Annotated in this window: 23 protein-coding genes; 6 read left to right on the top strand and 17 right to left on the bottom strand. The window is 50.3% G+C overall.

Going from position 1 to position 24,374, the window contains the following annotated elements; all coding sequences use genetic code 11:
* Positions 1 to 66 precede the first annotated feature (66 nt).
* Together soxS and LVQ77_RS14330 are read left to right on the top strand one after the other, a co-directional pair.
* Positions 67 to 390 carry a superoxide response transcriptional regulator SoxS gene (gene soxS / locus LVQ77_RS14325; RefSeq protein WP_232865371.1) on the top strand — a complete coding sequence of 108 codons (324 nt, stop codon included), beginning with the start codon at positions 67 to 69 and terminating at the stop codon, positions 388 to 390.
* A 236-nt stretch (positions 391 to 626) separates the two neighbouring features.
* Complete coding sequence (locus LVQ77_RS14330) at positions 627 to 908, top strand: YjcB family protein (RefSeq protein WP_232865370.1); 282 nt, start codon at positions 627 to 629, stop codon at positions 906 to 908.
* Positions 909 to 978: 70 nt separating this feature from the next.
* Here the strand turns inward: LVQ77_RS14330 and LVQ77_RS14335 are convergent, their stop codons facing one another.
* The 3 genes from LVQ77_RS14335 to ssb1 all read right to left on the bottom strand — a co-directional run bounded on the left by LVQ77_RS14335 (position 979) and on the right by ssb1 (position 3,681).
* Positions 979 to 1,755: an ABC transporter substrate-binding protein gene (locus LVQ77_RS14335; RefSeq protein ID WP_232865361.1), complete on the bottom strand. Its 777-nt coding sequence runs from the start codon at positions 1,753 to 1,755 to the stop codon at positions 979 to 981.
* A gap of 14 nt (positions 1,756 to 1,769) precedes the next feature.
* Complete coding sequence (locus tag LVQ77_RS14340) at positions 1,770 to 2,948, bottom strand: M20 aminoacylase family protein (RefSeq protein ID WP_232904743.1); 1,179 nt, start codon at positions 2,946 to 2,948, stop codon at positions 1,770 to 1,772.
* Positions 2,949 to 3,141: 193 nt separating this feature from the next.
* Positions 3,142 to 3,681: a single-stranded DNA-binding protein SSB1 gene (gene ssb1, locus LVQ77_RS14345; protein ID WP_232865359.1), complete on the bottom strand. Its 540-nt coding sequence runs from the start codon at positions 3,679 to 3,681 to the stop codon at positions 3,142 to 3,144.
* Between the two features lie 228 nt (positions 3,682 to 3,909).
* Here ssb1 and uvrA point away from each other — a divergent pair, with 228 nt between their 5' ends.
* A complete protein-coding gene (gene uvrA, locus LVQ77_RS14350) occupies positions 3,910 to 6,735 on the top strand; it encodes an excinuclease ABC subunit UvrA (RefSeq protein ID WP_232904744.1) in 2,826 nt (941 codons plus the stop codon).
* A 5-nt stretch (positions 6,736 to 6,740) separates the two neighbouring features.
* On the opposite strand, the gene LVQ77_RS14355 is transcribed toward uvrA, so the two are convergent.
* The 5 genes from LVQ77_RS14355 to dnaB all read right to left on the bottom strand — a co-directional run bounded on the left by LVQ77_RS14355 (position 6,741) and on the right by dnaB (position 12,340).
* Entirely contained in the window at positions 6,741 to 7,094 is a 354-nt protein-coding gene (locus LVQ77_RS14355) for an MmcQ/YjbR family DNA-binding protein (protein ID WP_064515391.1), read from the bottom strand.
* A gap of 352 nt (positions 7,095 to 7,446) precedes the next feature.
* The gene (aphA, locus tag LVQ77_RS14360) at positions 7,447 to 8,160 is read right to left on the bottom strand and encodes an acid phosphatase AphA (protein ID WP_232865356.1); all 714 of its coding nucleotides are present in this window, start codon (positions 8,158 to 8,160) and stop codon (positions 7,447 to 7,449) included.
* Between the two features lie 170 nt (positions 8,161 to 8,330).
* Positions 8,331 to 9,524, bottom strand: a complete 1,194-nt coding sequence (tyrB, locus tag LVQ77_RS14365) for an aromatic amino acid transaminase (RefSeq protein ID WP_232904745.1) — start codon at positions 9,522 to 9,524, stop codon at positions 8,331 to 8,333.
* A 166-nt stretch (positions 9,525 to 9,690) separates the two neighbouring features.
* A complete protein-coding gene (gene alr, locus LVQ77_RS14370) occupies positions 9,691 to 10,770 on the bottom strand; it encodes an alanine racemase (protein ID WP_232904746.1) in 1,080 nt (359 codons plus the stop codon).
* A gap of 163 nt (positions 10,771 to 10,933) precedes the next feature.
* On the bottom strand, positions 10,934 to 12,340 hold the full coding sequence (dnaB, locus tag LVQ77_RS14375; protein ID WP_034492420.1) for a replicative DNA helicase: 1,407 nt from the start codon (positions 12,338 to 12,340) through the stop codon (positions 10,934 to 10,936).
* A 78-nt stretch (positions 12,341 to 12,418) separates the two neighbouring features.
* On the opposite strand from dnaB, the gene LVQ77_RS14380 reads away from it, so the two are divergent.
* The gene (locus tag LVQ77_RS14380) at positions 12,419 to 13,402 is read left to right on the top strand and encodes a quinone oxidoreductase (RefSeq protein WP_232904747.1); all 984 of its coding nucleotides are present in this window, start codon (positions 12,419 to 12,421) and stop codon (positions 13,400 to 13,402) included.
* 214 nt (positions 13,403 to 13,616) lie between these two features.
* Here LVQ77_RS14380 and dusA read toward each other — a convergent pair whose 3' ends face one another.
* The 3 genes from dusA to LVQ77_RS14395 form a co-directional block, all read right to left on the bottom strand.
* Positions 13,617 to 14,615 carry a tRNA dihydrouridine(20/20a) synthase DusA gene (dusA, locus tag LVQ77_RS14385; protein ID WP_232904748.1) on the bottom strand — a complete coding sequence of 333 codons (999 nt, stop codon included), beginning with the start codon at positions 14,613 to 14,615 and terminating at the stop codon, positions 13,617 to 13,619.
* Positions 14,616 to 14,709: 94 nt separating this feature from the next.
* Positions 14,710 to 16,017 (bottom strand): conjugal transfer protein TraF, encoded by a 1,308-nt coding sequence (locus tag LVQ77_RS14390; RefSeq protein ID WP_232865351.1) that lies wholly within the window; start codon positions 16,015 to 16,017, stop codon positions 14,710 to 14,712.
* A 171-nt stretch (positions 16,018 to 16,188) separates the two neighbouring features.
* The gene (locus LVQ77_RS14395; protein WP_232865350.1) at positions 16,189 to 16,692 is read right to left on the bottom strand and encodes a cupin domain-containing protein; all 504 of its coding nucleotides are present in this window, start codon (positions 16,690 to 16,692) and stop codon (positions 16,189 to 16,191) included.
* Between the two features lie 105 nt (positions 16,693 to 16,797).
* Here LVQ77_RS14395 and zur point away from each other — a divergent pair, with 105 nt between their 5' ends.
* Positions 16,798 to 17,313, top strand: a complete 516-nt coding sequence (gene zur, locus LVQ77_RS14400; RefSeq protein ID WP_151994223.1) for a zinc uptake transcriptional repressor Zur — start codon at positions 16,798 to 16,800, stop codon at positions 17,311 to 17,313.
* Positions 17,314 to 17,400: 87 nt separating this feature from the next.
* Here the strand turns inward: zur and LVQ77_RS14405 are convergent, their stop codons facing one another.
* From LVQ77_RS14405 to LVQ77_RS14420, 4 genes are all read right to left on the bottom strand, one after another.
* Entirely contained in the window at positions 17,401 to 17,610 is a 210-nt protein-coding gene (locus LVQ77_RS14405; RefSeq protein ID WP_034492637.1) for a CsbD family protein, read from the bottom strand.
* A 157-nt stretch (positions 17,611 to 17,767) separates the two neighbouring features.
* Positions 17,768 to 19,099 carry an MATE family efflux transporter DinF gene (gene dinF / locus LVQ77_RS14410; RefSeq protein ID WP_232904749.1) on the bottom strand — a complete coding sequence of 444 codons (1,332 nt, stop codon included), beginning with the start codon at positions 19,097 to 19,099 and terminating at the stop codon, positions 17,768 to 17,770.
* A gap of 74 nt (positions 19,100 to 19,173) precedes the next feature.
* Positions 19,174 to 19,782 carry a transcriptional repressor LexA gene (lexA, locus tag LVQ77_RS14415; protein WP_064515371.1) on the bottom strand — a complete coding sequence of 203 codons (609 nt, stop codon included), beginning with the start codon at positions 19,780 to 19,782 and terminating at the stop codon, positions 19,174 to 19,176.
* Positions 19,783 to 19,890: 108 nt separating this feature from the next.
* Positions 19,891 to 20,259, bottom strand: coding sequence for a diacylglycerol kinase (locus tag LVQ77_RS14420; protein ID WP_064515369.1), 369 nt, complete (start codon positions 20,257 to 20,259; stop codon positions 19,891 to 19,893).
* Positions 20,260 to 20,385: 126 nt separating this feature from the next.
* Here LVQ77_RS14420 and plsB point away from each other — a divergent pair, with 126 nt between their 5' ends.
* Positions 20,386 to 22,815 carry a glycerol-3-phosphate 1-O-acyltransferase PlsB gene (gene plsB, locus LVQ77_RS14425; protein WP_232904750.1) on the top strand — a complete coding sequence of 810 codons (2,430 nt, stop codon included), beginning with the start codon at positions 20,386 to 20,388 and terminating at the stop codon, positions 22,813 to 22,815.
* A gap of 172 nt (positions 22,816 to 22,987) precedes the next feature.
* Here the strand turns inward: plsB and ubiA are convergent, their stop codons facing one another.
* Both ubiA and ubiC read right to left on the bottom strand, forming a co-directional pair.
* Complete coding sequence (gene ubiA / locus LVQ77_RS14430; protein WP_064515365.1) at positions 22,988 to 23,860, bottom strand: 4-hydroxybenzoate octaprenyltransferase; 873 nt, start codon at positions 23,858 to 23,860, stop codon at positions 22,988 to 22,990.
* Positions 23,860 to 24,369, bottom strand: coding sequence for a chorismate lyase (ubiC, locus tag LVQ77_RS14435; protein WP_232865347.1), 510 nt, complete (start codon positions 24,367 to 24,369; stop codon positions 23,860 to 23,862). Before ubiC ends, ubiA begins: the two co-directional genes overlap by 1 nt.
* Positions 24,370 to 24,374: the final 5 nt, after the last annotated feature.

The following is a 24,374-nucleotide window of genomic DNA, read 5'->3' on the forward strand; positions in this document are numbered from 1 at the left end:
AACTTGAGGAATTATACTCGCTGCCAACAAAACCTGCTAACGAACAAACAGGCTTGAGGATGGCTTATGGCACACCAGGACATTATTCAAACTTTGACTGAATGGATTGACGATCACATTGATCAACCGCTGAACATTGATGTTGTGGCAAAAAAATCAGGCTATTCAAAATGGTATCTTCAGCGGATGTTCCGCACCGTGAAGCGCCAGACATTAGGTGAATACATTCGCCAACGCCGTTTGTTGATGGCGGCCAAAGAGTTGCGTAGCACCCAGCGACCAATTTTTGATATCGCGATGGACTACGGTTATGTCTCTCAGCAGACATTTTCGCGTGTTTTCCGCCGTGAGTTTGACCGTACACCCACTGATTATCGTCACCACGCCTGACGGGATGTGCCGCAATATTGTTACCTGAACACGCAAAGATGGGTCAGAAAATGCGCCATACAACTGGCGATTAAAAGAACAAATGTGATATAGTTCACAAATCCTGTGAGACAGGATTTTTATTACATTTTCTGCACCCTATTCATTCCCCTGACGGTCCCGAGCTGTAATTGTTGCGCTTTATGTCGCGCATAACCGTTGAGCGTAATGAGTTATGTGATTAAGGAACAATTTTCATGGCGGCAATTACTACCAGCGTTTTATTGATGCGCTGGCCTTTAGTCAGTGCAGTGCTGATGTTTTTAGCCAGCACGTTGAATATCCAGTTTCGCAAATCCGATTACACGTTTTTTGCCATCGTCAGCAGCATGCTGGGGATTGCGTCTGCTTTGTGGTTTGCGACCGGTTTATTAGGGTTAGAACTGGCTGATTTCCCGGTTATCTGGGCATCGTTTAAAGACATCATGATTGAGATCTCAAGCCATGCACCGCCTGAGTGGCCAATGGTAATGACCTGATTGCCAGGATTAGAATTGATAACGGCCTCATTGCGAGGCCGTTTTTGTTTTACTGGCAAGCCGCTACACATTACGTCCCGGAATAGATGTCGAAGCTAAAGTATTTCGAGGCGAGCTTTTTATAAGTGCCATCCGCAATAATCTGGCTTATCGCTCCATTGAGCGCTTCACGTAATTCGGTATCATCCTTTCGCAAACCAATTGCAGCACCGGCACCGAATAGTTCAGGGTCCTGCAACGCTCCGCCTATCATGGCAAAATCTTTACCCTGCGGTTTATTCAGGAAACTGTATTCCGCCATTACACCAGACAGCACAGCACCATCAATACGCCCGGATTCTAAATCCTGCACCACCAAATCAGCCCCCTGATAAGCAACGACATTTACGCCAGAATTACGCCAGTTTTTATTGGCATAAGCTTCTTGAGCAGATCCTTGCTCAACACCAATCGTTTTACCTTTTAACTGTTCAAGCTCAGGTTTGATGTTGGTATTTTTATGTGCGACCAGAAATACTGGGCCGTTATAAATTTTATCGGTAAAGGCGACCTGCTCTTTTCGTTTTTCCGTCATATACATCCCGGAAAGAATGGCATCAAACTTTCTGGCTTGCAGCGCAGGAATAATCGCATCGAAGTTATTCTCTACCCACACGCATTTCGCCTGAAGTTTCTCACAAATAGCATTCCCTAAATCAATATCAAAGCCGACTACCTTGCCATTAGCGTCTTTTGATTCAAAAGGGGCAAATGTCGGGTCCACACCAAAACGAATTTCTTTAATATTATTTGCCAATGCCGAAGTTGTCGCTAGCAGAGCAATTAATGGCAGAATATATTTTTTCATATTAGCTCCAGTAGTTAACGACAATAAGTTTGGACTAAGCGGGAAAAGAACGAGGCGCCGGTAGAAATAATGTCATCATTAAAGTCATACCCTGGGTTATGCACCATACAGCCACCCTTATCGCCCTTCTCTCCATTCCCTAACAGGAAATAACTGCCCGGACGCTCTTGCAGCATAAAAGCAAAATCTTCGCTGCCGGTCGAAGGGAGAACTTTATCGAGCACCGCATCTTTACCAAAGAACTCAACGGCCAGCTCTCGGGCAAACGCCGTTTGCTCATCATCATTAATCAGCACTGGATAGGAGTCGTAGACTTCCACTTCACAACTTGCACCAAAACTTTTAGCAGTAAAATCTGCTAACTCTTCAATTCGTTTAATCAGCAGATCGCGGATCTCCGGCTTCATCGCGCGCACGGTCAATTCCATTACCGCAGTATCTGGAATAACGTTGGAAGCAATGCCCGACTGGAATGTTCCCACGGTAACAATCGCGGTTTCACCCGGCGTGACATTACGAGAAACAATGGTTTGCAACGCGGTAATTAACGCAGCCCCAGTGACGATTGGGTCGACAGTACGATGTGGATAAGCACCGTGGCCGCCATAACCTTTGATGGTAATTTTTACCGTATCCGCCGAGGCCATAAAATTGCCGGAATAGAACCCGAGCTTCCCAGTTGGCAACCCTGGCATATTGTGCAGAGCAAAAACGCGGTCACATGGGAAACTGTCGAATAATCCGTCTTTAATCATTAAATCTGCACCGCCAATCGCTTCTTCGGCTGGCTGGAAAATAAGATGCACAGTGCCGTTAAACTCACAGGCATTTGAGGCAATATATTTCGCTGCAGCTAATAAGATAGTGGTGTGGCCATCATGCCCGCAGGCATGCATTTTGCCAGGTACTGTACTGGCCCAGGGTAAATTGGTTTCTTCAAAAATAGGTAATGCATCCATATCAGCACGCAGGCCAATAGATTTATTCGAATCCCCTTTTTTCAAAGAACCCACAACACCAGTAGTGCCAATTCCTCGAGTGACTTTATATCCCCAGGATTCAAGTTGCTTTGCTACTAAATCACTGGTTTTAAACTCTTCCAGACTTAATTCTGGGTTTGCATGCAGATAATGACGTATTGCAATCATCTCATCTTCTGATGCTTTTATTTCTGGAATAACGAAATCCGTCATGCTGCGCTCCGGTGGAGTTATAAGTGTTTGTGTTTGCATAAACAACTTAGCTGGATAACGTTTTAATGCAAGCAGGAATACTTATGACGCGGAGTGAAACATTCAAAATATTAATAGATAATTTTGATGTAAGTGTTAAAAAGAAAAACCCCGCGAACGGGGTTTTTAATAATTCTAAATGCCAGAACCAATATTAGAATGGAATATCGTCATCGAAATCCATTGGTGGTTCATTGTTAGATGGTGCTGGAGCGCTCTGCTGCGGGCGAGATTGTTGCGCGCCGCCGCTGAACTGGTTACCACCTTGCTGCGGTTGCTGAGGCTGACCCCAACCACCTTGTTGTTGGCCTGGAGCACCGCCGCCGGCAGGAGCACCACCCGCTGCACGTCCACCCAGCATTTGCATGGTGCCGCCAACGTTAACCACGACTTCGGTAGTGTACTTTTCAACACCAGCCTGGTCAGTCCATTTACGAGTTTGCAATGCACCTTCGATATAAACCTGGGAGCCTTTACGCAGGTATTCGCCTGCTACTTCTGCCAGTTTGCCAAACAGCACTACACGGTGCCATTCAGTTTTTTCTTTGGTTTCGCCGGTTTGCTTATCGCGCCAGGACTCTGACGTGGCCAGAGTAATGTTGGCAACTGCGCCACCATTTGGCATGTAGCGTACTTCCGGGTCTTGACCCAGATTCCCGACGAGAATCACCTTGTTTACGCCTCTGCTGGCCATGATCGTGTCTCCTGAAACGTTTAATAAGTAGTGTAAACCCTCGATTCTACCACGCCACCCCTAATCTTTATAGCTGCGGGATGCATTCCAGAATCTCGGTAGGATATACATTATTGCATTAAAGCACTGGATATCCATTCAGGTTTTATTGTGTCATAATTAGCCGTTTGTGATCGTCGGCGGCCTCCAGTGCGGCCTGGCAAAGAGCGTTTAAACCGGGAAAGGTGAATGGATAAGATCGAAGTTCGGGGCGCCCGCACCCACAATCTCAAAAATATTAACCTCGACATTCCACGCGACAAGCTGATTGTCGTGACTGGGCTTTCGGGTTCTGGCAAATCCTCACTGGCTTTCGACACCTTATACGCCGAGGGGCAACGTCGTTACGTTGAGTCTCTCTCCGCCTATGCGCGTCAGTTCCTGTCATTGATGGAAAAACCTGATGTCGACCACATTGAAGGCTTGTCGCCTGCGATTTCTATCGAGCAGAAATCTACCTCGCACAACCCGCGTTCCACCGTCGGCACTATCACTGAAATTCATGACTACCTGCGCCTGCTATATGCCCGCGTAGGTGAGCCGCGTTGCCCGGATCACAATGTTACTCTTGCGGCGCAAACCGTGAGTCAGATGGTCGATAACGTTTTAGCTCAGCCGGAAGGCAAGCGCCTGATGCTTCTTGCGCCAATCATTAAAGATAGAAAAGGCGAGCACAGCAAAACGCTGGAAAACCTGGCAAGCCAGGGATATATCCGCGCGAGGATCGACGGCGAAGTGTGCGATCTATCCGATCCACCAAAACTTGAGCTGCAAAAGAAACACACCATCGAAGTGGTGGTTGACCGTTTTAAAGTTCGTGAGGATTTAGCGCAACGTCTGGCCGAATCATTTGAGACAGCGTTGGATTTATCTGGCGGTTCTGCTGTTGTCGCCGATATGGATGACGAAAAAGCTGAAGAATTGCTGTTCTCGGCAAACTTTGCCTGCCCAATTTGCGGCTATAGCATGCGTGAGCTGGAACCTCGTCTGTTCTCGTTCAACAACCCGGCCGGTGCCTGCCCAACCTGTGACGGGCTTGGCGTGCAGCAATATTTCGACCCGGATCGTGTTGTGCAAAACGGTGAGCTTTCCCTTGCTGGCGGCGCAATTCGTGGCTGGGATCGCCGTAACTTCTATTACTTCACGATGATGCGTTCGCTTGCGGAGCATTACAAATTCGATATCGAAACGCCGTGGAACGAACTGACAGCCAGCGTGAAAAACGTGGTGCTTAACGGCTCTGGTAAAGAAAGCATTGAGTTCAAATATATAAACGACCGTGGCGACACCTCGGTGCGCCGCCATCCGTTCGAAGGCGTTCTGCATAATATGGAGCGTCGCTACAAAGAGACTGAATCTTCTGCGGTGCGTGAAGAACTGGCGAAATTTATCAGCAACCGTTCATGCGCAAGCTGTGAAGGTACACGCCTGCGTCGTGAAGCACGCCATGTGTTTGTCGAAAACACGCCGCTACCAACTATTTCAGACATGAGCATCGGCCATGCGATGGACTTCTTCCAGAACATGAAACTCAGCGGTCAGCGTGCGCAAATTGCTGAGAAAGTGCTGAAAGAGATTGGCGACCGCCTGAAATTCCTGGTGAACGTCGGTCTGAATTATCTGTCGCTATCACGTTCAGCTGAAACGCTGTCCGGTGGTGAAGCGCAACGTATTCGTCTGGCAAGCCAGATTGGTGCGGGTCTTGTCGGCGTGATGTATGTGCTCGATGAACCCTCTATCGGTCTGCACCAGCGTGATAACGAGCGCCTACTGGAAACTTTGATTCACCTGCGCGATCTCGGTAACACCGTGATTGTGGTTGAGCACGATGAAGATGCTATCCGCGCCGCAGACCATATTATCGATATCGGCCCTGGTGCCGGTGTTCACGGTGGCCAGGTGGTTGCTGAAGGCACCATGCAGGACATCATGGATGTGCCTGAATCGCTAACCGGGCAATTCCTCAGCGGCAAGCGTGAAATTGCCGTGCCGAAAAACCGCGTGCCTGCCGATCCCGAGAAAGTGCTGAAGCTTGTTGGCGCGAAAGGTAACAACCTGAAAGATGTCACGCTTACGCTACCGGTAGGTTTGTTTACCTGTGTGACCGGGGTTTCCGGTTCCGGGAAATCCACGCTGATTAACGACACCTTATTCCCGATTGCTCAAACTCAATTGAATGGTGCAACGCTTGCAGAACCTTCGCCGTACCGCGAAGTTCACGGTCTGGAGCATTTCGACAAAGTTATTGATATCGACCAAAGCCCAATTGGTCGTACACCTCGTTCAAACCCTGCAACTTACACCGGCGTGTTCACGCCTGTGCGTGAGCTGTTTGCAGGTGTGCCGGAGTCACGTGCGCGAGGTTATACGCCGGGTCGTTTCAGCTTTAACGTGCGTGGTGGGCGTTGCGAAGCCTGTCAGGGCGATGGCGTGATCAAAGTCGAAATGCACTTCTTGCCGGACATTTACGTGCCGTGCGACCAGTGCAAAGGCAAACGCTACAACCGCGAAACGCTGGAAGTTAAATACAAAGGCAAGAGCATCCACGAAGTGCTGGATATGACCATTGAAGATGCTCGTGAGTTCTTTGATGCCGTACCTGCGCTGGCGCGTAAGCTGCAAACGTTAATCGACGTGGGTCTGTCTTACATTCGTCTTGGGCAGTCAGCAACGACGTTGTCAGGCGGTGAAGCACAACGTGTGAAACTGGCGCGTGAACTTTCTAAGCGCGGCACCGGGCAAACGCTGTATATCCTCGATGAACCGACGACTGGCCTGCACTTTGCCGATATTCAGCAATTGTTGGAAGTTCTGCATCAGTTGCGCGACCAGGGCAACACCATTGTGGTTATCGAGCATAATCTGGACGTGATTAAAACCGCAGACTGGATTGTTGACCTTGGCCCAGAAGGCGGTAGCGGCGGGGGCGAAATTCTCGTTTCCGGTACGCCTGAAACCGTGGCGGAATGCGAGGCATCACATACCGCTCGTTTCCTTAAGCCTTTGCTGAAATAGTCGAATCAGTCAGAAAGCTGCTGCCTGGTTTGCTGAGGCAGCAGCGATAATGCCTGCTGATACGAAGCATCCACCAGGTAGTAAATCTGCGAGTCCGGAAGTGTGCCATCCAGGTAAAGCGTGCTCCAGTGCGCTTTATTCAAATGCGCGCTAGGATGCACATCACTATGTTGTTCACGTAATAAGTCGGCAAGTGCCGGGCTGGCTTTTAACGACACCGCCGGGCGTGCTTCCACGTCATGCACCATCGCATACATCACATCCGCCACCTTTATTTGTGTGGCCTTCCAGTCGCTATGAACCGTTTGTTCCGCTCCGGGTTTGTTCATGCAGTACTGCAATAGCTCCGAATTGGTCATTTTATTCCCCTTGAGAGACTCCCGTGAAAACGATGTGCTGGCCAGTTTAAGTCGCTGGCACCTCTAAGTGTGCGAGCAACTAGCCAAAAGGTAAAACTCAACGGGGAAATTTTGATGAAAAAAACGGCGACGGGATTGGTATTGCGTCATTAAAACCGATTTTACCCTAAATAATTCGAGTTGCATGACAAAAGGCTTTAGCCTTTTGAGCAGCGCTTGCGCTGACCTCGACAGAGGCGAGGCTTTGCCGAGTAACGCGGCAAGTGAACTCACCCCTGGAGCTTACTAAAGTAAGTGACTGGGGTGAGTGAGCGCAGCCAACACACCTGCGGCTTGAAGTATGACGGGTAAATTAATATTCAGAGTTAACAATCACTTCTTCGCCAAATGCCCCTGCTTTTGGCAATGGCTGATAGCTGGAGTTTGAAGCGCGTAGCAGGCGAATACCTCTCGCACCTACGTCCTGAGCGGCAGTAATATCGCCGTCTGAGTCACCGTAGAACACTTTGATTTTCTTATCTTTCAGCCACTGCGTCTTCGTATTTTGCCCAGGTTTATCACCAGCAAAAATAACCGGGTTAACGCTGGCTTGCGGGATCAGGAAATCATTTTGTAGCGTTTGGGTCACGGTTTCTGTTTTGGTCTGGCTGCGGCCTGTCACAAAGTAGATGCTGTCGCCGCGTTTGAGGTGCATGGCGATAAGATTTTTCGCCACTTCTTTCGGCATACTGAACTCATCCCAGCCGTTGTTCATTTTTTCCCAGAAAGCAGGGTTTTTCAGGTAATCCTGTTTCCCTGGAGAAAACTCTTTTTGCCCTCGATAGAAGCCAGGGCTTGAGAAAAGCACCGTGTCGTCAATATCGAAACCAACCGCTATCGGGGCACGCCCCAACAGGCTATTTTCAATTTGAGCAACGGAAACCCAGTGAACAGGAACTTGCTGCGCCAGTTGCGCAACAGTCACACCAGGGTTGAGCTGAGCAGGTACAGATTCTTTAGCAACAACAGACTGATTCAATCCCAATAACAAACAAACGGCACTTAATGCCATAGTTAGCTTACGCATCATTTTCCCTTTAATTATGATTAGTGAGGGTGATAAAGCAGAACAGATGGTCAAAAATCAATTCGACCATACCGATGCGAAAGCGCCAGAGGAAGGAATTTTTCAAGATTTATCATAGAAAAAGGCGATGATCACACATCGCCTTTTTAAGATTAAAAGTAAGTGAGTACTTACATTACAGCTGCAAACGCCTGTGCCACACGCTGTACGTTATTGCTGTTAAGTCCTGCGACACACATCCGCCCGCTGGCGATCAGATACACGCCAAACTCATCACGCAGGCGGTCAACCTGTTCCGAGCTCAGGCCGGTATAGCTGAACATGCCACGTTGTTGCAGCAGATAGTCGAAGTTGCGATCTGGCATTTCCGCTTTCAGCACGGAAACCAAAGCCTGGCGCATATCAAGAATACGGCGACGCATGGTTTCTACTTCAGCCAGCCAGTTGGCTTTCAGTTGTTCGTCGTTCAACACCAACGCCACCACCTGCGCACCAAAGTTTGGCGGGCTGGAGTAGTTGCGGCGCACAGTTGCTTTCAACTGACCCAGTACACGGCTTGCGGTTTCTGCGTTTTCGCAGACAACAGAAAGGCCGCCGACACGTTCGCCATAAAGAGAGAAAATCTTCGAGAACGAGTTGCTGACCAACGCTGGCAGCCCGGCGCTGGCAATCGCGCGAATCGCGTAAGCATCTTGTTCCATGCCTGCACCAAAGCCCTGATAAGCGATATCAAGGAAAGGAATCAGCTCGCGAGCTTTAAGGATTTCGACGACTGCATCCCACTGGGAATCGGTCAGGTCAGAGCCGGTCGGGTTATGGCAGCAAGGGTGCAGCAGAACGATGCTTTGCGCAGGCAGTGTGTTCAGTTTTTCGAGCAGTGCTTCGAAGCGTACGCCGTTAGTTTCGTTATCGAACCACGGATACGTGTTCACTTCAAAACCGGCACCGCCAAAGATAGCGACATGGTTTTCCCAGGTCGGATCGCTGACCCACACCTGAGAATTTGGGAAATAAGTTTTCAGGAAATCCGCACCCACTTTCAACGCACCGGAGCCGCCAAGTGTTTGGATGGTCGCAATACGTCCTTCGAGCAGCGCCGGATGATTTGCGCCAAACAGCAGCGGAGCAATCGCGCTACGGTAGCTGTTCAGACCTTCCATTGGCAGGTAAATAGATGCGCCATGCGGCGTAGCATTCAGGCGTTCTTCAGCTTGAGCCACGGCCTGCAACTGCGGGATGATCCCATCTTCGTTGTAATAGAGACCAATGCTGAGGTTGACCTTGTCACTACGCGGATCAACTTTGAAACGTTCCATAAGGGAAAGGATTGGGTCGCCAGCATAGGCGTCAACTTTTTGAAACACGGTGAGGTTCTCCTGGTTTACAGTATCGCGGACAACCAATGTAAACCGGAAGTTGGGGCGAGATCGAGGGGTTTATAGCGGGAATTTGTAGAGTGGATAAGCGTTAGCTTCATCCAGCAAATTATACCGGATAGCGCATTGCTTATCCGGCATACAAAAAAGGATGCTAATCCAGATACTCCATCGCAACCCTTGACGTCAGGCGCGTGATAAGTTCGTAAGCACTCACTTTTGTGATTTCAGCAATACGTTCAACCGGCAGGCTATCGCCCCACATCACCACGCTATCACCCACTTTGTCTGCTGACTGCGGGCCAAGATCGACACAAATCATGTCCATCGCCACACGCCCGACAATTGGCACTTCACGACCATTCACCAGCACAGGGGTGCCAGAAGGCGCTGCGCGCGGGTAGCCATCTCCATAACCAATAGCAACCACACCCAGACGAGTATCGCGCTCGGCAATCCATGTACCGCCGTAACCGACCGCTTCACCGGCTTTGTGCGCACGCACCGCAATCAGACTGGAAGTCAGTGACATCACCGGCTGACAACCAAAATCTGTGCCGCACGATTGTTGCTCCAACGGAGAAACGCCGTACAAGATAATGCCTGGGCGAACCCAATCCATATGCGAGTCTGGCCACAACAGGATGCCACCAGATGCGCCAATAGAACGCTGACCAGGCTTGCCCGCGGTAAACGAATTGAAAATATCGAGCTGGCGCAGTGTGGCGTCAGATTCTGGTTCATCTGCACGGGCAAAATGGCTGACAATATTCACCGGCTGGCTGACGTTTTTGCAGCGGGAGAGACGCTGATAAAACGCCTCTGCTTCTTCAGGCAAGATGCCCAACCGATGCATGCCGGTATCCAGTTTCATCCACACGGTAATCGGATGGCTTAACTCAGCCTGTTCCAGTGCTTCAAGCTGTTCGATGCAGTGGATGGCAGTCTGGAAATTTTGCTCGGCAATGGTCGCAAGGTCGCTTGCATTAAAGAAGCCTTCCAGCAGCAGAATGGGCTGAGTGATGCCCCCGGCACGTAAGCGAACACCTTCCTCAAGACGGGCCACGCCGAAGGCATCAGCATCGGTCAGTGTTTGGGCTGTCTCCAGCAGACCATGCCCATATGCGTTTGCTTTCACAACCGCCACCATACGGCTGGCTGGAGCCAGTTCGCGCAGGCGTTGCAGGTTGTGTCGCAGAGCGCGGCGGTTAATTTTTACGGTTGCCGCTTGCATGTTCGTTCCTTGCTAAAAATTAATATTTGATCACGCAAATCCTCAAAATCATTCGTTTCACAACAAGGCGGCAAGAGAACTCGTCCCGATGAGCTTACTAAAGTAAGTGATTCGGGCGAGTGAACGCAGCCAACACAGTTGTGGCACGAAGGATGACGAGGATTTAGTCTTCGTCGTACTGAGGGCCTGCATAGTTATCGAAACGCGAGAACTGCCCGTTAAACGTCAGGCGCACGGTGCCGATAGGGCCGTTACGCTGTTTACCGAGGATGATTTGCGCGATGCCTTTCTCGTCACTGTTGTCGTTATAAACTTCGTCACGATAGATAAACATAATCAAGTCGGCATCCTGCTCGATGGAGCCTGATTCACGCAAGTCGGAGTTAACCGGGCGTTTATCTGCACGTTGTTCCAGGGAACGGTTAAGCTGCGAGAGCGCAACGACTGGCACCTGTAGCTCTTTTGCCAGCGCTTTTAGCGAGCGCGAAATCTCGGCGATTTCCAGCGTACGGTTGTCGGACAGCGACGGCACACGCATCAATTGCAGGTAGTCGATCATGATAAGGCTCAGGCCACCATGTTCGCGGTAGATACGGCGCGCGCGGGAGCGCACTTCCGTTGGCGTCAGGCCTGAGGAGTCATCAATGTACATGTTGCGTTTTTCAAGCAAGATGCCCATGGTGCTGGAAATTCGCGCCCAGTCTTCATCATCAAGCTGGCCGGTACGGATTTTGGTTTGGTCGACACGTGACAGCGACGCAAGCATACGCATCATGATTTGTTCGCCGGGCATCTCGAGGCTGAAAATCAGCACCGGTTTTTCCTGCAACATCGCGGCGTTTTCGCACAAGTTCATCGCAAAGGTGGTTTTACCCATCGACGGACGCGCCGCCACAATGATCAGATCCGATTTTTGCAGACCCGCTGTTTTCTTGTTCAAGTCCTGGTAGCCGGTGTCGACACCCGTTACGCCATCATGTGGCGTCTGGTACAGCGTTTCGATACGCGAGACTGTCGCTTCGAGGATTTGGTCGATACTTTTCGGGCCTTCGTCTTTATTCGCACGGCTCTCAGCAATCTGGAACACACGGGATTCGGCGAGGTCGAGCAAATCTTCACTGGTTCGCCCTTGAGGGTCGTAACCGGCATCGGCGATTTCATTCGCCACAGAAATCATTTCACGCACTACGGCACGTTCGCGCACGATATCAGCATAGGCACTGATGTTCGCAGCACTTGGCGTATTTTTTGATAATTCGGCCAGATAGGCGAAACCACCGACACTTTCCAGGTTGCCCTGAAGTTCCAGAGATTCAGAAAGCGTGATCAGGTCGATTGGCTTGCTCATTTCGAGCAAACGCTGCATTTCGGTGAAGATCATGCGGTGTGGACGGCTGAAAAAATCGTTAGCCACGACGCGCTCGGAAACGTTATCCCAGCGTTCGTTGTCCAGCATTAAACCGCCCAACACCGACTGCTCCGCTTCCAGAGAATGTGGCGGCATTTTCAGCCCTTCCATCTGACGATCGCGGGGTTCTTTCGGTTTGTTGAAGGGTTTATTTCCTGCCATAGTGAGGGAGTTACCAAAATCAGATAAGAGAGACGAGAGTTTACTCTATCTCCCTCCGAGGAAACAGAAGGAGTTCTCATGGCAACACGCATTGAATTTAGTCAGCACGGCGGACCAGAAGTCTTAAAAGTTGTTAAATTCACCCCAACCGCACCCGCAGAAAACGAAGTCCAGGTTGAGAACAAAGCGATTGGTATCAACTACATCGACACCTATATTCGCAGTGGTTTATACCCACCTCCGATTCTACCAAGCGGCCTCGGCACTGAAGCTGCGGGCGTAGTCAGTAAAATTGGCAACGCGGTAACACATATTAAAGTTGGCGATCGTGTGGTCTATGCACAGTCAGGACTTGGCGCTTACAGCAGTGTTCATAACGTACCGGCAGATAAAGTAGCAAAACTCCCGGACGCTATCTCTTTCGAACAAGCTGCTGCTTCCTTCCTTAAAGGGCTGACGGTCTATTATTTGCTTCGTAAAACCTACGATATTAAAGCCAACGAAGTTTTCTTGTTCCATGCCGCAGCCGGCGGCGTGGGGCTGATTGCCTGCCAGTGGGCAAAAGCGCTGGGTGCCAAATTAATTGGCACTGTCGGTTCTGCGCAAAAAGCAGAAAGCGCCAAAAAAGCCGGAGCCTGGCAAACCATTAACTATCGCGAAGAGAATCTTGTCGAACGCGTGAAAGAGATAACCGGCGGCAAGAAAGTGGCGGTGGTTTATGACTCGGTCGGGAAAGATACTTGGGAATCGTCGCTCGATTGCCTGCAACGGCAAGGTTTGATGGTGAGTTTTGGGAACTCTTCCGGCCCGGTGACGGGCGTGAATCTGGGGATCCTGAACCAGAAAGGCTCGCTGTATGTTACGCGTCCGTCACTAAATGGTTACGTCACCACGCGTGAAGAGCTGGAAGAAGCGTGCAACGAGCTGTTCTCGTTGATTGCCAGCGGCGTGATAAAAGTGGATGTGGCGGATAGCCAGAAGTTTGCCCTGAGCGATGCTGCACTGGCTCATGCAACACTTGAGAGCCGCAGCACGCAAGGTTCTAGTTTGCTGATTCCATAAAAGAATTTGGGCCTCCCGAGGGAAGCCCATTCTTTTTTTGTTCGCTCTGTATGTAGGGTACAGCGCGATGAATTCGTTTTTTTGCAACCCGGTAATAATGTCAGGTTTGGTAAATAATTAATATCCCACAGCCCGCGAACTTAGCCAGAAAGATGCGAGGTTGTGATCAACTCCGCAATACCTGAGCAATTCACACGGTTATTGCTGCTAAAATTTAGCGCTTATCCGCAACCAACGACAAAGCATGTTCCACAACGTCGATTCCTGCACCGGCTTTATGGGCATTTTCACTCAGATAACGACGCCATTGGCGCGCACCCGGAATACCCTGGAAAAGTCCCAACATATGGCGAGTGACATGGCCTAAATAAGTGCCGTTTGCCAGTTCACGCTCAATGTACGGATACATGGCACGAACCGCTGCAACGGTGTCGATTTCCGGCGAATCAATACCAAAAATCTCCCGGTCAACCGCCGTCAGCAGGCCAGGGTTTTGATAGGCTTCGCGCCCCACCATTACGCCGTCCATATGTTCCAGATGCGTTTTCGCTTCTTCCAGCGATTTGATACCGCCATTAATCGCCATCGTCAGATGCGGGAAATCACGCTTTAACTGATAAACACGCGGGTAATCCAGCGGTGGAATTTCACGGTTTTCTTTCGGGCTTAAACCAGAAAGCCAGGCTTTACGGGCGTGGATGATAAACATCTCGCATTCACCCTTCCCGGCTACCGTGCCAATAAAATCGCAGAGAAATTCGTAGCTGTCCTGGTCGTCAATGCCGATACGCGTTTTGACGGTAACCGGAATAGAAACCACATCACGCATCGCTTTAATACAATCGGCAACGCGCTGCGCATCAGCCATAAGACACGCGCCGAACATACCGTTTTGCACGCGGTCAGACGGGCAGCCTACATTCAGGTTAATTTCATCGTAGCCGCGCTCTTGCGCCAGTTTCGCGCAAATAGCCAATGCAGCCGGATCGCTACCGCCTAATTGCAGCGCGATAGGATGCTCGTCTTCGCTGTACGCCAGATAGTCCCCTTTGCCATGAATAATTGCACCGGTTGTCACCATTTCGGTGTACAGCAGTGTCTGGCTAGATAACTGACGCAAAAAATAACGGCAGTGGCGATCGGTCCAGTCAAGCATCGGCGCAATAGAGAAACGATGTGGCTGGAAAGGAGTCTGGCTGATTTGTGAGGACATAGGCACTGGCGTTTAAGGGCTACGGTTAAAAAAGGGTCGCTACTATAGCATAAAGCAGCGTCGGGACACCCGCTCGTCCCGACGGCTATTTTTATCAGAAGGTAACGCTAAGCTGCGCTCCGGCACCCCATGTCTGGTCTTCGCCGTATAGCCCCATTAAATCAACATGAACACGATTAAATGGCGCAAAACCAACACCGCCGGTAAAGACGTTGCTGTCGTTTGATTTGACGTCGGCACGATAACCCGCACGCACGGCAAGCCATGGCAGCGGCGTAATTTCTGCACCGACGCCAACGTACTGCGAGTCTTCTTCGCTTTTGAAGCCTTTGGTTTCGGTGAGATCACCATCGGCGCTAAGGGTGATGAGATCGTTATGCCAGGCTACACCAGCCGTCACCAATGGACGAATCTGGTACGTGTCTTTGTAGTTAGTTGTCTCACCGGTTCTGCCATTGGTGATCAGAATATCTTTGGTATCAATGTCACGCGAAATCAGGTTCTGACCGCTCAGACCAACCGTCCAGTTTTCGCCGAAATCGGCCGCCAGGCCCGCATCCACATTGAAACCGGTATCATCATTGCGATAGCGGCTGCTATTCCAGTCACTGCTATCGTAGTTATAAATCGAGGTGGTGTAGTTATAGAGCCAGGTTTTTTGCAACTTCGGTGTGACGCCAAAAGAAACCGGCACTCCACCGAGATCAAACTCCTTCGCAAGCGCCACGCCATAGTCAGAGACAATAGCCGCACGGCCAGAAGCAGTAGAATTCAGATTGCTGGTGATAACATCGGAGCCATTAATAGCGGCATCAAACGCAACGCCCCCGGCCACTGCCCGAGAACCGGCGATGCTATTGAGATAATCGATATCTTGCTGATCGATGGAAGAACTAACATGCGCACGTGCATAGGCTTTTGCGACAAAAGCCACTGAAAGCACGTCGTTTGGAATACTGACTGCGATACTGGCACCCGCCTTCGCGTTTGCCGTTTTTCCTTTCAGATCATTTAGCTCACCAGCCAGATCGCCCGCAGCACTCTGAAACTGACTGAGCGAACCATTTGGATTTAAAAGGATATCCTGCAGGGTGAGATCGTCGATAACGTTTTTGTATTGATCAACCTTATCGCTAATGTCATCAATCTGATCCTGCAGATTATCTTTATCCGTAATTTGCGCACTCACAGACGGCAGAATAACCGTCACTGTGTCGTCCTGCTTAGCCTTAGCCAGCAACGCGGGGTTCGTAAGCACCCCACTTCCGTAGCTCGCGGAAGCGACACCAGTACCACCCATTGCATCACTTCGTGCTTCAGACCATGTGCCCGCCGCATAAGCGTGATTTGCCATAAATAAAGATGCGGCGCTAAACGCCGCCAAAGTTTTCATTTTTTTCATTCACCACACGTCCGTCTGTTGATCAGATGTAATTACTGCCCCTGCCAGTTATGACTGAACAGAGGCGGACTATTGCTGTGAATAAAAGGCTGAAAAGTGGGCTGTTTCGCCCATCGAAATCCCGTTTCTATCCTTGAGGATTATGAGTTCAAAATTTCCATGCAAACTTATTTATAGTTTACCGTTCGGTTTTCGTGAAGGCTGACCGTCATGTGGGCCGAAAAATTGCGGGGGATGATCAATCCAGCGATCCTGTCGCTGTGCGGCATAGCCTGGGTTTAGCGGGTAATAAATTCGATTCTCAGCTTTATTTGCCTCCCCCACAATTAGCAGTCGGACTTCATGCTCTGTGTTGTTGATAAAGGTATGGCAGGTACCTGTTCCAGCGGGGAAACCAACGCTATCGCCAGGTTCAAGTGGGTAAAGGTGCCCGTTAATCCAAACCTGTGGATGCCCTTCGAGAACATAAGCAAACTCTTCTTCGCTGCTTTCAGCATGAGGATAAGATGTGCGGCGACCTGGTAGCAGGCGCTCATGATGAATTCCCAGGCGATTGAGACCCAGTTTGCGGGCCAGTGGCGCGCCAATAGAAAACCGCTCTGCGCTGTCTGGATAAGTCGAATCATCGTCACCTTCTATTTCCTTCCAGTGGCGAATGCAATCAGGTTTATTCATAACAAACTCCGGGATAGTCATCTCAAAAGGTTGTGGCTAAGCGCACCACTCGGCGTTTTTTGCGCGTTGTGATAAAGTGTAGGGCTAATCTACAGGGGAATACTGATGGACATCACGACTTCACAAAACGTGTTAGCGCAGGCTGAAAAACTATGCGAGCAGCGTAATGTGCGCCTGACACCACAACGTCTTGAAGTATTGCGTTTGCTGACTCAGCAAGCAGGCGCTATCAGTGCTTATGATTTGCTGGATTTATTGCGTGCCAGCGAACCGCAAGCTAAACCCCCGACAGTGTATCGTGCGCTCGATTTTCTGCTCGAACAAGGTTTTGTACACCGTGTAGAGTCCACCAACAGCTATGTGTTGTGCAATCTTATCGATCAGCCAACTCACTCATCTGCGATGTTTATTTGTGATCGATGTGGTGCGGTGAAGGAGCGTAGTGCGGAAGGTGTGGAAGATATCATGCACCAACTGGCGGCCCAGTTAGGGTTTGCTCTGCATCATAACGTTATTGAGGCGCATGGTTTATGCAGCGCGTGTGCAGAAGTTGAAGCTTGTAGCCACCCGGATGCTTGCGGGCATGACCACTCCATTCAGAGTAAAAAGAAGTCACGTTAGATTGGTTGGATTTGAGTTGAATGGAACGGTACATCCATGTACCTGGGCAGGGTAGCCTTGAGAACTAACACATCTAAGGGAAACTAATTACCAACGGTATTTGTTGCGAGTTTCCCAATCAACGACTTCTTCCTCTGCCTTATCCTTTTCGTACCCATAACGCTCTTGAATTTTACCGACAAGCTGATCGCGTTTGCCTTCGATGACAGTCATATCATCGTCAGTCAGTTTGCCCCATTTCTCTTTTACTGTGCCTTTAAACTGTTTCCAGTTACCGCCGATTTCGTCTTTATTCATAATAATATCCTCATCGTTCGGGGAAGAACTGCTAAAAAATTACCAACGTCCAATGTGCTGCCATTTGGCCAACACCACTCTATCTGCTGGACGTGATAATAATTGTAGTCAAGGATATGGTGGTACGGAGAAAACTAAGAATCTTTAACCATACGGCTTAACTTTGTACGTTGTTAAACCAGCTATTTTGCTGCCAGTGACGACGCCAAATCCAACCCAAAGACAACCCACGTAACGCCAGAAACACCGCAACGGATAGCCACAGGCCGTGGTTGCCTAAATACGGAACCGTGAAGAGCGTTAGCCCGAAACCAAGAGCGGCAACCGCCATACTATTACGCATCTCAGCTCCTCTTGTCGCCCCAATAAACATCCCATCCAGCAAGTAGCACCAGACACCGACTACGGGTAACACAATCTGCCAGTGGAGATAACGATCGGCCTGTAGCTGTAATTGGGGAATGGACGTCAGAAGAGAAACAATTTGTTCGCCAAATAGGGCATACACCACGGCAAACATGAGCGCGACTAAACCCGCCTGGCGACAGGCAGCACCCCAAACCTCGAGCAATTGGCCGCGATTCTTTGCGCCATAAGCTTGCCCGGAATGGGCTTCCACGGCATAGGCAAAACCATCAAGCGCATAAGCGGTAAACGTCAGAAGCGTCATTAATACCGCATTGACGGCGACAATTTCGCTACCTAAACGCGCACCAAAGATGGTCACTGATGCAAAGCACACTTGCAGTAATAACGAGCGCAACATGATGTCCCGATTGAGCGCCAGTAAGCGCCGAACATTGCCACGCCAGGACTGCTTAAGCATCTCAAAGCTGATACCACGCATGCCCATAACCTTCTTCACCATCAGCAATCCGATGAAAAATGTCGCGTATTCAGCAGTGACCGTCGCAAGTGCCGCCCCTTGAACATCAAGGTGCAACCCCATCACCAGCCACACATCCAGTACGATATTCAGAACATTGCCGACTACCAGCAAGATAACCGGAGCTCGTGCGTATTGAACCCCTAACAACCATCCTAGTAGAACCAGGTTGGCAAGCGAGGCTGGCGCACTCAGCCAGCGGATTTCAAGAAAGCGTTGTGCTTGTACGAGCACATCCTGATTGCCACCGACAATTTGTAAAGCGAGTGAAATGAGGGGATCGCGCAGTAAGACAATTGCCACCCCTGCCCCAAGTGCCAGCAATAGTGGTTGCACCAGTGCACGAGCTAACGCTGAGGGATTCTTGGCGCCAAAAGCCTGAGCAGTTAAGCCTGTGGTACTCATTCGTAAAAACAGCAGCAACATAAACAGGAAGCTGGTTGCTGTCGCACCAATAGCAACACCGCCCAAGTAAACAGGACTATCCAGATGACCAATAACAGCCGTATCGACAAGGCCAAGCAGCGGAACAGTAATGTTGGAGAAAATCATGGGTAAAGCGAGGCGCCAGAGCGCACGATCCGCTGTGGAGAATAATTGCATGACCTCTCCTGAAGGAGATCAAAGAGAATTAAGACAGTGATGCGCATTCTAAATGCGCATCACCTAAAGAGATTTTACAGCCAGTCGCCGTTGCGAATAACCCCAACAGCCAGCCCTTCAATTGAGAAGTTATGCTCGCGCAGGTCTACCACGATCGGTTCAAACTCACTGTTTTCTGGCAGCAGATGAACTGTATTGCCCTGTTGTTTTAAGCGCTTAACGGTAACTTCATCATCGATACGCGCGACAACAACCTGGCCATTACGCACATCCTGAGTTTTATGAACCGCAAGCAGGTCGCCATCCATAATGCCGATGTCTTTCATTGACATACCGCTGACGCGCAGCAAGAAGTCGGCATTTGGTTTAAACAGTGATGGGTCGACCTGGTAATGGCCTTCGATATGTTGCTGTGCCAGGAGTGGCTCACCTGCAGCAACACGCCCAACCAGTGGAATACCGGTCACTTCTTCCACCAACAGGCGGATACCACGGGATGCACCAGAAACAATTTCAAGCACACCTTTACGGGCAAGTGCTTTTAAATGCTCTTCAGCGGCGTTCGGAGAACGGAACCCCAGACGTTGAGCAATCTCGGCACGAGTCGGTGGCATGCCGGTCTGGCTGATATGATCCCGAATAAGATCAAACACCTCTTGCTGCCTGGTAGTTAACGCTTTCATTCCGCCCCCTGGGTGTTTATACAGTTATGCTGTGAGTATATACAGTCAAAGGTCAATTTGGAACCACAAATTAAGCAAAAAACCAGGCACTTAACTATTCTGGAAAGATCACCGCAAATGCGACCAAAGCAGCGTGACCCAGGTAATTACTGCGAGGATAATTGAAATTAATACAGCGGCCGAGCCCATATCTTTGGCGCGTCCTGAAAGCTCGTGATAATCAGTGCCAACACGGTCGACAAGTGCCTCAATAGCGCTATTGAGGATCTCGACAATCATGACCAGCACGACTGAGCCGATAAGTAGAATGCGGGTAATGGGATCGACATCTAACCAACATGCGATGGCAATGGCGATAACAGCAGAAACGCCTTCCTGGCGGAAAGCTGCTTCGTTGATCCAGGCTGCTTTGAGCCCTTTCCATGAGTAGCCTGCGGCTTTGATGATACGGGTAAGTCCAGTGGTACTGCTCGCCATTTTAGGAAACCTTTTCAAATTATTTGCATCAATGCTTGTCAAAATTATAACGCCACAGAAATCTGGGTGAGATTCTGATATTCTTGCGGCGAATTTGCATCATTAACCTGAGGCTTTACATCGTTTATGTCAGGCTGGCCAAGAATCTACTACAAATTACTTAATTTACCATTAGGCGTTCTGGTAAAGAGCAAGTCCATTCCGGCAGATCCACAGGCCGAACTGGGCTTAGATCCCACACGCCCAATAATGTATGTTCTGCCTTATAACTCAAAGGCGGACTTATTAACCCTGCGCGCGCAATGCCTCGCGCACAACTTGCCCGACCCTCTCGAGCCGTTAGAGATCGACGGTGCGGTATTGCCGCGCTATGTCTTTATCCATGGTGGCCCGCGTGTGTTCACCTACTACACGCCAAAAGAAGAGTCGATCAAGCTGTTCCATGATTATCTCGACTTGCACCGCAGCAATCCAAATCTGGATGTGCAGATGGTGCCGGTATCGGTGATGTTTGGCCGCTCTCCGGGTCGCGAAAAAGGCGAAGTTAACCCGCCACTGAAGATGCTTAATGGCATTCAGAAATTCTTCGCAGTCTCGTGGCTTGGGCGCGACAGCTTTGTGCGGTTCTCTGCACCTGTTTCGCTGCGCCAGATGGCAACCGATCACGGTACAGACAAAAAAATCGCCCAAAAACTGGCACGCGTGGCGCGTATGCACTTTGCTCGCCAGCGCTTAGCGACTGTTGGCCCGCGTCTGCCGGTGCGCCAGGATCTGTTCAATAAGCTTTTGGCTTCAAAAGCTATTGCCCGTGCAGTAGAAGATGAAGCGCGCAGCAAGAAAATCTCCCATGAAAAAGCACAGCAAAATGCTGTTGCCTTGATGGAAGAGATTGCGGCGAACTTCTCTTATGAAGCCGTTCGTTTGACCGACCGCGTATTAGGTCTGACGTGGAACCGTTTGTACCAGGGCATTAACGTTCACAATGCTGAACGCGTTCGCCAACTGGCTCATGACGGCCACGAGATTGTTTATGTGCCCTGCCACCGCAGCCACATGGACTACATGCTTCTGTCTTACGTGCTCTATCACCAGGGGCTGGTTCCTCCGCACATTGCAGCTGGTATCAACCTGAACTTCTGGCCAGCAGGCCCGATTTTCCGTCGCCTGGGCGCGTTCTTTATTCGCCGTACCTTTAAGGGCAGCAAACTCTACTCCACCGTGTTCCGTGAATATCTTGGCGAGCTGTTCAGCCGTGGCTATTCCGTTGAATACTTTGTGGAAGGTGGCCGTTCTCGTACCGGCCGTTTGCTAGACCCGAAAACCGGCACGCTGTCGATGACCATTCAGGCCATGCTGCGCGGCGGTACACGTCCAATTACATTGGTGCCGATTTACATTGGCTACGAGCATGTAATGGAAGTGGGGACTTACGCAAAAGAACTGCGCGGTGCGACTAAAGAAAAAGAGAGCTTCATGCAGATGGTTCGTGGGCTGAGCAAGCTGCGTAACCTCGGCCAGGGCTATGTTAACTTCGGCGAACCAATGCCGTTGATGACATTCCTCAACCAGCGAGTGCCTGAGTGGCGTGATTCAATCGACCCGATTGAGGCCATCCGCCCGGCATGGTTAACGCCAACGGTTAATGAAATTGCTGCCGAACTGATGGTGCGTATTAACAATGCAGGCGCGGCAAACGCCATGAACCTGTGCTGTACCGCGCTCCTGGCATCGCGCCAGCGTTCACTGACGCGCGAACAACTGACCGAACAGCTCAACTGTTACCTGAGCCTGTTGCGTAATGTGCCGTATTCACCGGACGCTACCGCACCAGACCAGCCAGCAGAAGCGCTTATCGAACACGCGCTGCAGATGAATAAGTTTGAAGTAGAGAAAGATACGATTGGTGACATCATCATTCTGCCGCGTGAGCAGGCAGTGCTGATGACTTACTACCGTAACAACATCCTGCATATGCTGGTGTTACCTTCTCTGCTGGCTGCAATTATCACGCAGCATCGCCACATTTCCCGCAGCGAGCTTCTGCGTCAGGTTGAGCTGCTCTACCCGATGCTGAAGTCTGAGTTGTTCCTGCGTTGGGAAAAAGCGGATCTTGCCAGTGAAATGGATGCGCTGCTTAATGAACTGGTTCGTCAGGATCTGATTACCCTTACGGGTGAAGAAGTGGTGATTAACCCGGCACGCTCACGCACTATGCAGCTTCTGGCGGCAGGTGTTCGTGAAACGCTGCAACGTTACGCGATTACTTTCTGGCTGCTGAGTGCAAATCCATCGATTAACCGTGGGACGCTGGAGCGCGAAAGCCGCACCGTTGCCCAACGTTTGTCGGTGTTGCATGGCATTAATGCACCGGAGTTCTTCGATAAAGCTGTATTCACCTCGCTGGTATTAACCTTGCGTGATGAAGGGTATATCAGCGACACCGGAGATGCAGAACCCGCCGAAACGATGAAGGTCTACCAGATGCTGGCAGAGCTGATCATGCCGGATGTGCGTTTGACGATTGAAAGTGCGACGTCGCAGGCTGCGACCGAGTAAAAAATCTGGCGGATAAACGAAGTGTCATCCGCCATTTAGTTTCTTATACCCGAGCTACTTCGAGATGCAGGTAGGCGGCAATCGAACGAATCCCGATGAGCTTACTCAAGTAAGTGATTCGGGTGAATGAGAGCAGCCAACAACCCTGCAACTTGAAGGGCGATGGGTATAATTAGAAGTGTAGGTAACTCAACACCAACCCTATAAACAGCACCAGACCAACATAGTTATTGTTCAGGAAAGCTTTAAAACAAGCATCACGGTCACGATTTGCCGTCAGCCGTTGCTGATGGACAAAGAGCATCCCCGCCAGCGCAATAGACCAGTAGAACGCCCCACCTAATCCGTTTAACCAGCCAATCACCGCCAACAACACCATCACCGTAAACTGCAAAATACCGATAATCAGATTGTCATAGCGGCCAAATAAGATGGCTGTGGATTTAATGCCGATTTTCAGATCGTCATCGCGGTCAACCATTGCGTACTGCGTGTCATAAGCCACAGCCCAGCAAATATTGGTTAAAAACATCAGCCAACAGCTAAGTGGAACAGACTCGCTCACTGCGGCAAATGCCATCGGGATTGACCAGCCAAATGCGGCCCCGAGCACCACTTGCGGCAAATGAGTGTAGCGCTTCATAAACGGATAAACCCAGGCAAGCGCTAACCCCGCCACCGATAATAAAATCGTCATGGTATTTAGCGTCAGTACCAGTAAAAACGAAAGCACTACCAGTACCGCAAATAAGATACGCGCTTCTTTCTCGCTTACAGCCCCGCTCGGCAATGGCCTGTGCGCCGTACGCTTCACGTGACCATCAAATTTACGGTCCGCGTAGTCATTTACCACGCAACCCGCAGCGCGCATCATCCACACTCCGGCTATAAACACGCATAAAATGGTTAGCGGAGGCACTCCCGGTGTCGCAAGCCACAGCGCCCATAGGGTGGGCCATAACAACAAAAGCGAGCCAATTGGCTTATCAAGTCGCATCAGACGTTGATACGCCTGCCATTTACCCTGTTTCAGACTCCACTCCATTATTTTTCCTCTCGATACAACGGAGAAGCAGGAAGGAATAACTCGGTTAGCACCAGCGGCTTTCCAGCTAATCTCAGGCGGGAACGACGCCCCCACTGCTCCGAACTGCGGCCAATCTCAATAAAATCCCGTGTCAGGGAAGATGAACTAAACAGGTAGCGTCCAAGCGGCGTGGTTCCGAGCCTTTGTAAAGCAAGCTCTGGTCCTTCAAGGGTTGATTCAGGGACCACAGTGCGCCCCAAAAGCCAGGGCACATCGTCACCGCAAAGCACAACTTCGCGCAACCAATAACGGCTGGACTCAGGCAACATATTAGCTTCAGGAAGAACGACATGCGATTCGAAAAAACCTTCACGCACAATGCGGGCAGTAACCCTGGAACAATACTGCTCAAAGCGTTTGGTCATTGAGTCTTCAAGCAACAGCCAGTCAAGGAGTGACGCACTCAACCCTTCTGGAATCGCAGCTTCAAAACGTAAGGCGCGCAGTGGCGAAAGCGCGTCAGACATGGGAA

The organism is Buttiauxella cochleicola (assembly GCF_021282435.1).
In the GTDB taxonomy this organism is placed as follows: domain Bacteria; phylum Pseudomonadota; class Gammaproteobacteria; order Enterobacterales; family Enterobacteriaceae; genus Buttiauxella; species Buttiauxella massiliensis.

Excerpts from the sequence above, each read along its gene's own strand:
- uvrA (WP_232904744.1), top strand. The coding sequence starts at position 3,910 with ATGGATAAGATCGAAGTTCGGGGCGCCCGCACCCACAATCTCAAAAAT.
- LVQ77_RS14390 (WP_232865351.1), bottom strand. The coding sequence starts at position 16,017 with ATGAAAAAAATGAAAACTTTGGCGGCGTTTAGCGCCGCATCTTTATTT.
- LVQ77_RS14335 (WP_232865361.1), bottom strand. The coding sequence starts at position 1,755 with ATGAAAAAATATATTCTGCCATTAATTGCTCTGCTAGCGACAACTTCG.
- dnaB (WP_034492420.1), bottom strand. The coding sequence starts at position 12,340 with ATGGCAGGAAATAAACCCTTCAACAAACCGAAAGAACCCCGCGATCGT.
- ssb1 (WP_232865359.1), bottom strand. The coding sequence starts at position 3,681 with ATGGCCAGCAGAGGCGTAAACAAGGTGATTCTCGTCGGGAATCTGGGT.
- dinF (WP_232904749.1), bottom strand. The coding sequence starts at position 19,099 with ATGCAATTATTCTCCACAGCGGATCGTGCGCTCTGGCGCCTCGCTTTA.
- lexA (WP_064515371.1), bottom strand. The coding sequence starts at position 19,782 with ATGAAAGCGTTAACTACCAGGCAGCAAGAGGTGTTTGATCTTATTCGG.
- LVQ77_RS14395 (WP_232865350.1), bottom strand. The coding sequence starts at position 16,692 with ATGAATAAACCTGATTGCATTCGCCACTGGAAGGAAATAGAAGGTGAC.
- dusA (WP_232904748.1), bottom strand. The coding sequence starts at position 14,615 with ATGTCCTCACAAATCAGCCAGACTCCTTTCCAGCCACATCGTTTCTCT.
- LVQ77_RS14420 (WP_064515369.1), bottom strand. The coding sequence starts at position 20,259 with ATGGCGAGCAGTACCACTGGACTTACCCGTATCATCAAAGCCGCAGGC.
- ubiC (WP_232865347.1), bottom strand. The coding sequence starts at position 24,369 with ATGTCTGACGCGCTTTCGCCACTGCGCGCCTTACGTTTTGAAGCTGCG.
- alr (WP_232904746.1), bottom strand. The coding sequence starts at position 10,770 with ATGCAAGCGGCAACCGTAAAAATTAACCGCCGCGCTCTGCGACACAAC.
- ubiA (WP_064515365.1), bottom strand. The coding sequence starts at position 23,860 with ATGGAGTGGAGTCTGAAACAGGGTAAATGGCAGGCGTATCAACGTCTG.
- LVQ77_RS14355 (WP_064515391.1), bottom strand. The coding sequence starts at position 7,094 with ATGACCAATTCGGAGCTATTGCAGTACTGCATGAACAAACCCGGAGCG.
- zur (WP_151994223.1), top strand. The coding sequence starts at position 16,798 with ATGGACATCACGACTTCACAAAACGTGTTAGCGCAGGCTGAAAAACTA.
- LVQ77_RS14340 (WP_232904743.1), bottom strand. The coding sequence starts at position 2,948 with ATGACGGATTTCGTTATTCCAGAAATAAAAGCATCAGAAGATGAGATG.
- LVQ77_RS14380 (WP_232904747.1), top strand. The coding sequence starts at position 12,419 with ATGGCAACACGCATTGAATTTAGTCAGCACGGCGGACCAGAAGTCTTA.
- aphA (WP_232865356.1), bottom strand. The coding sequence starts at position 8,160 with ATGCGTAAGCTAACTATGGCATTAAGTGCCGTTTGTTTGTTATTGGGA.
- LVQ77_RS14405 (WP_034492637.1), bottom strand. The coding sequence starts at position 17,610 with ATGAATAAAGACGAAATCGGCGGTAACTGGAAACAGTTTAAAGGCACA.
- plsB (WP_232904750.1), top strand. The coding sequence starts at position 20,386 with ATGTCAGGCTGGCCAAGAATCTACTACAAATTACTTAATTTACCATTA.
- soxS (WP_232865371.1), top strand. The coding sequence starts at position 67 with ATGGCACACCAGGACATTATTCAAACTTTGACTGAATGGATTGACGAT.
- LVQ77_RS14330 (WP_232865370.1), top strand. The coding sequence starts at position 627 with ATGGCGGCAATTACTACCAGCGTTTTATTGATGCGCTGGCCTTTAGTC.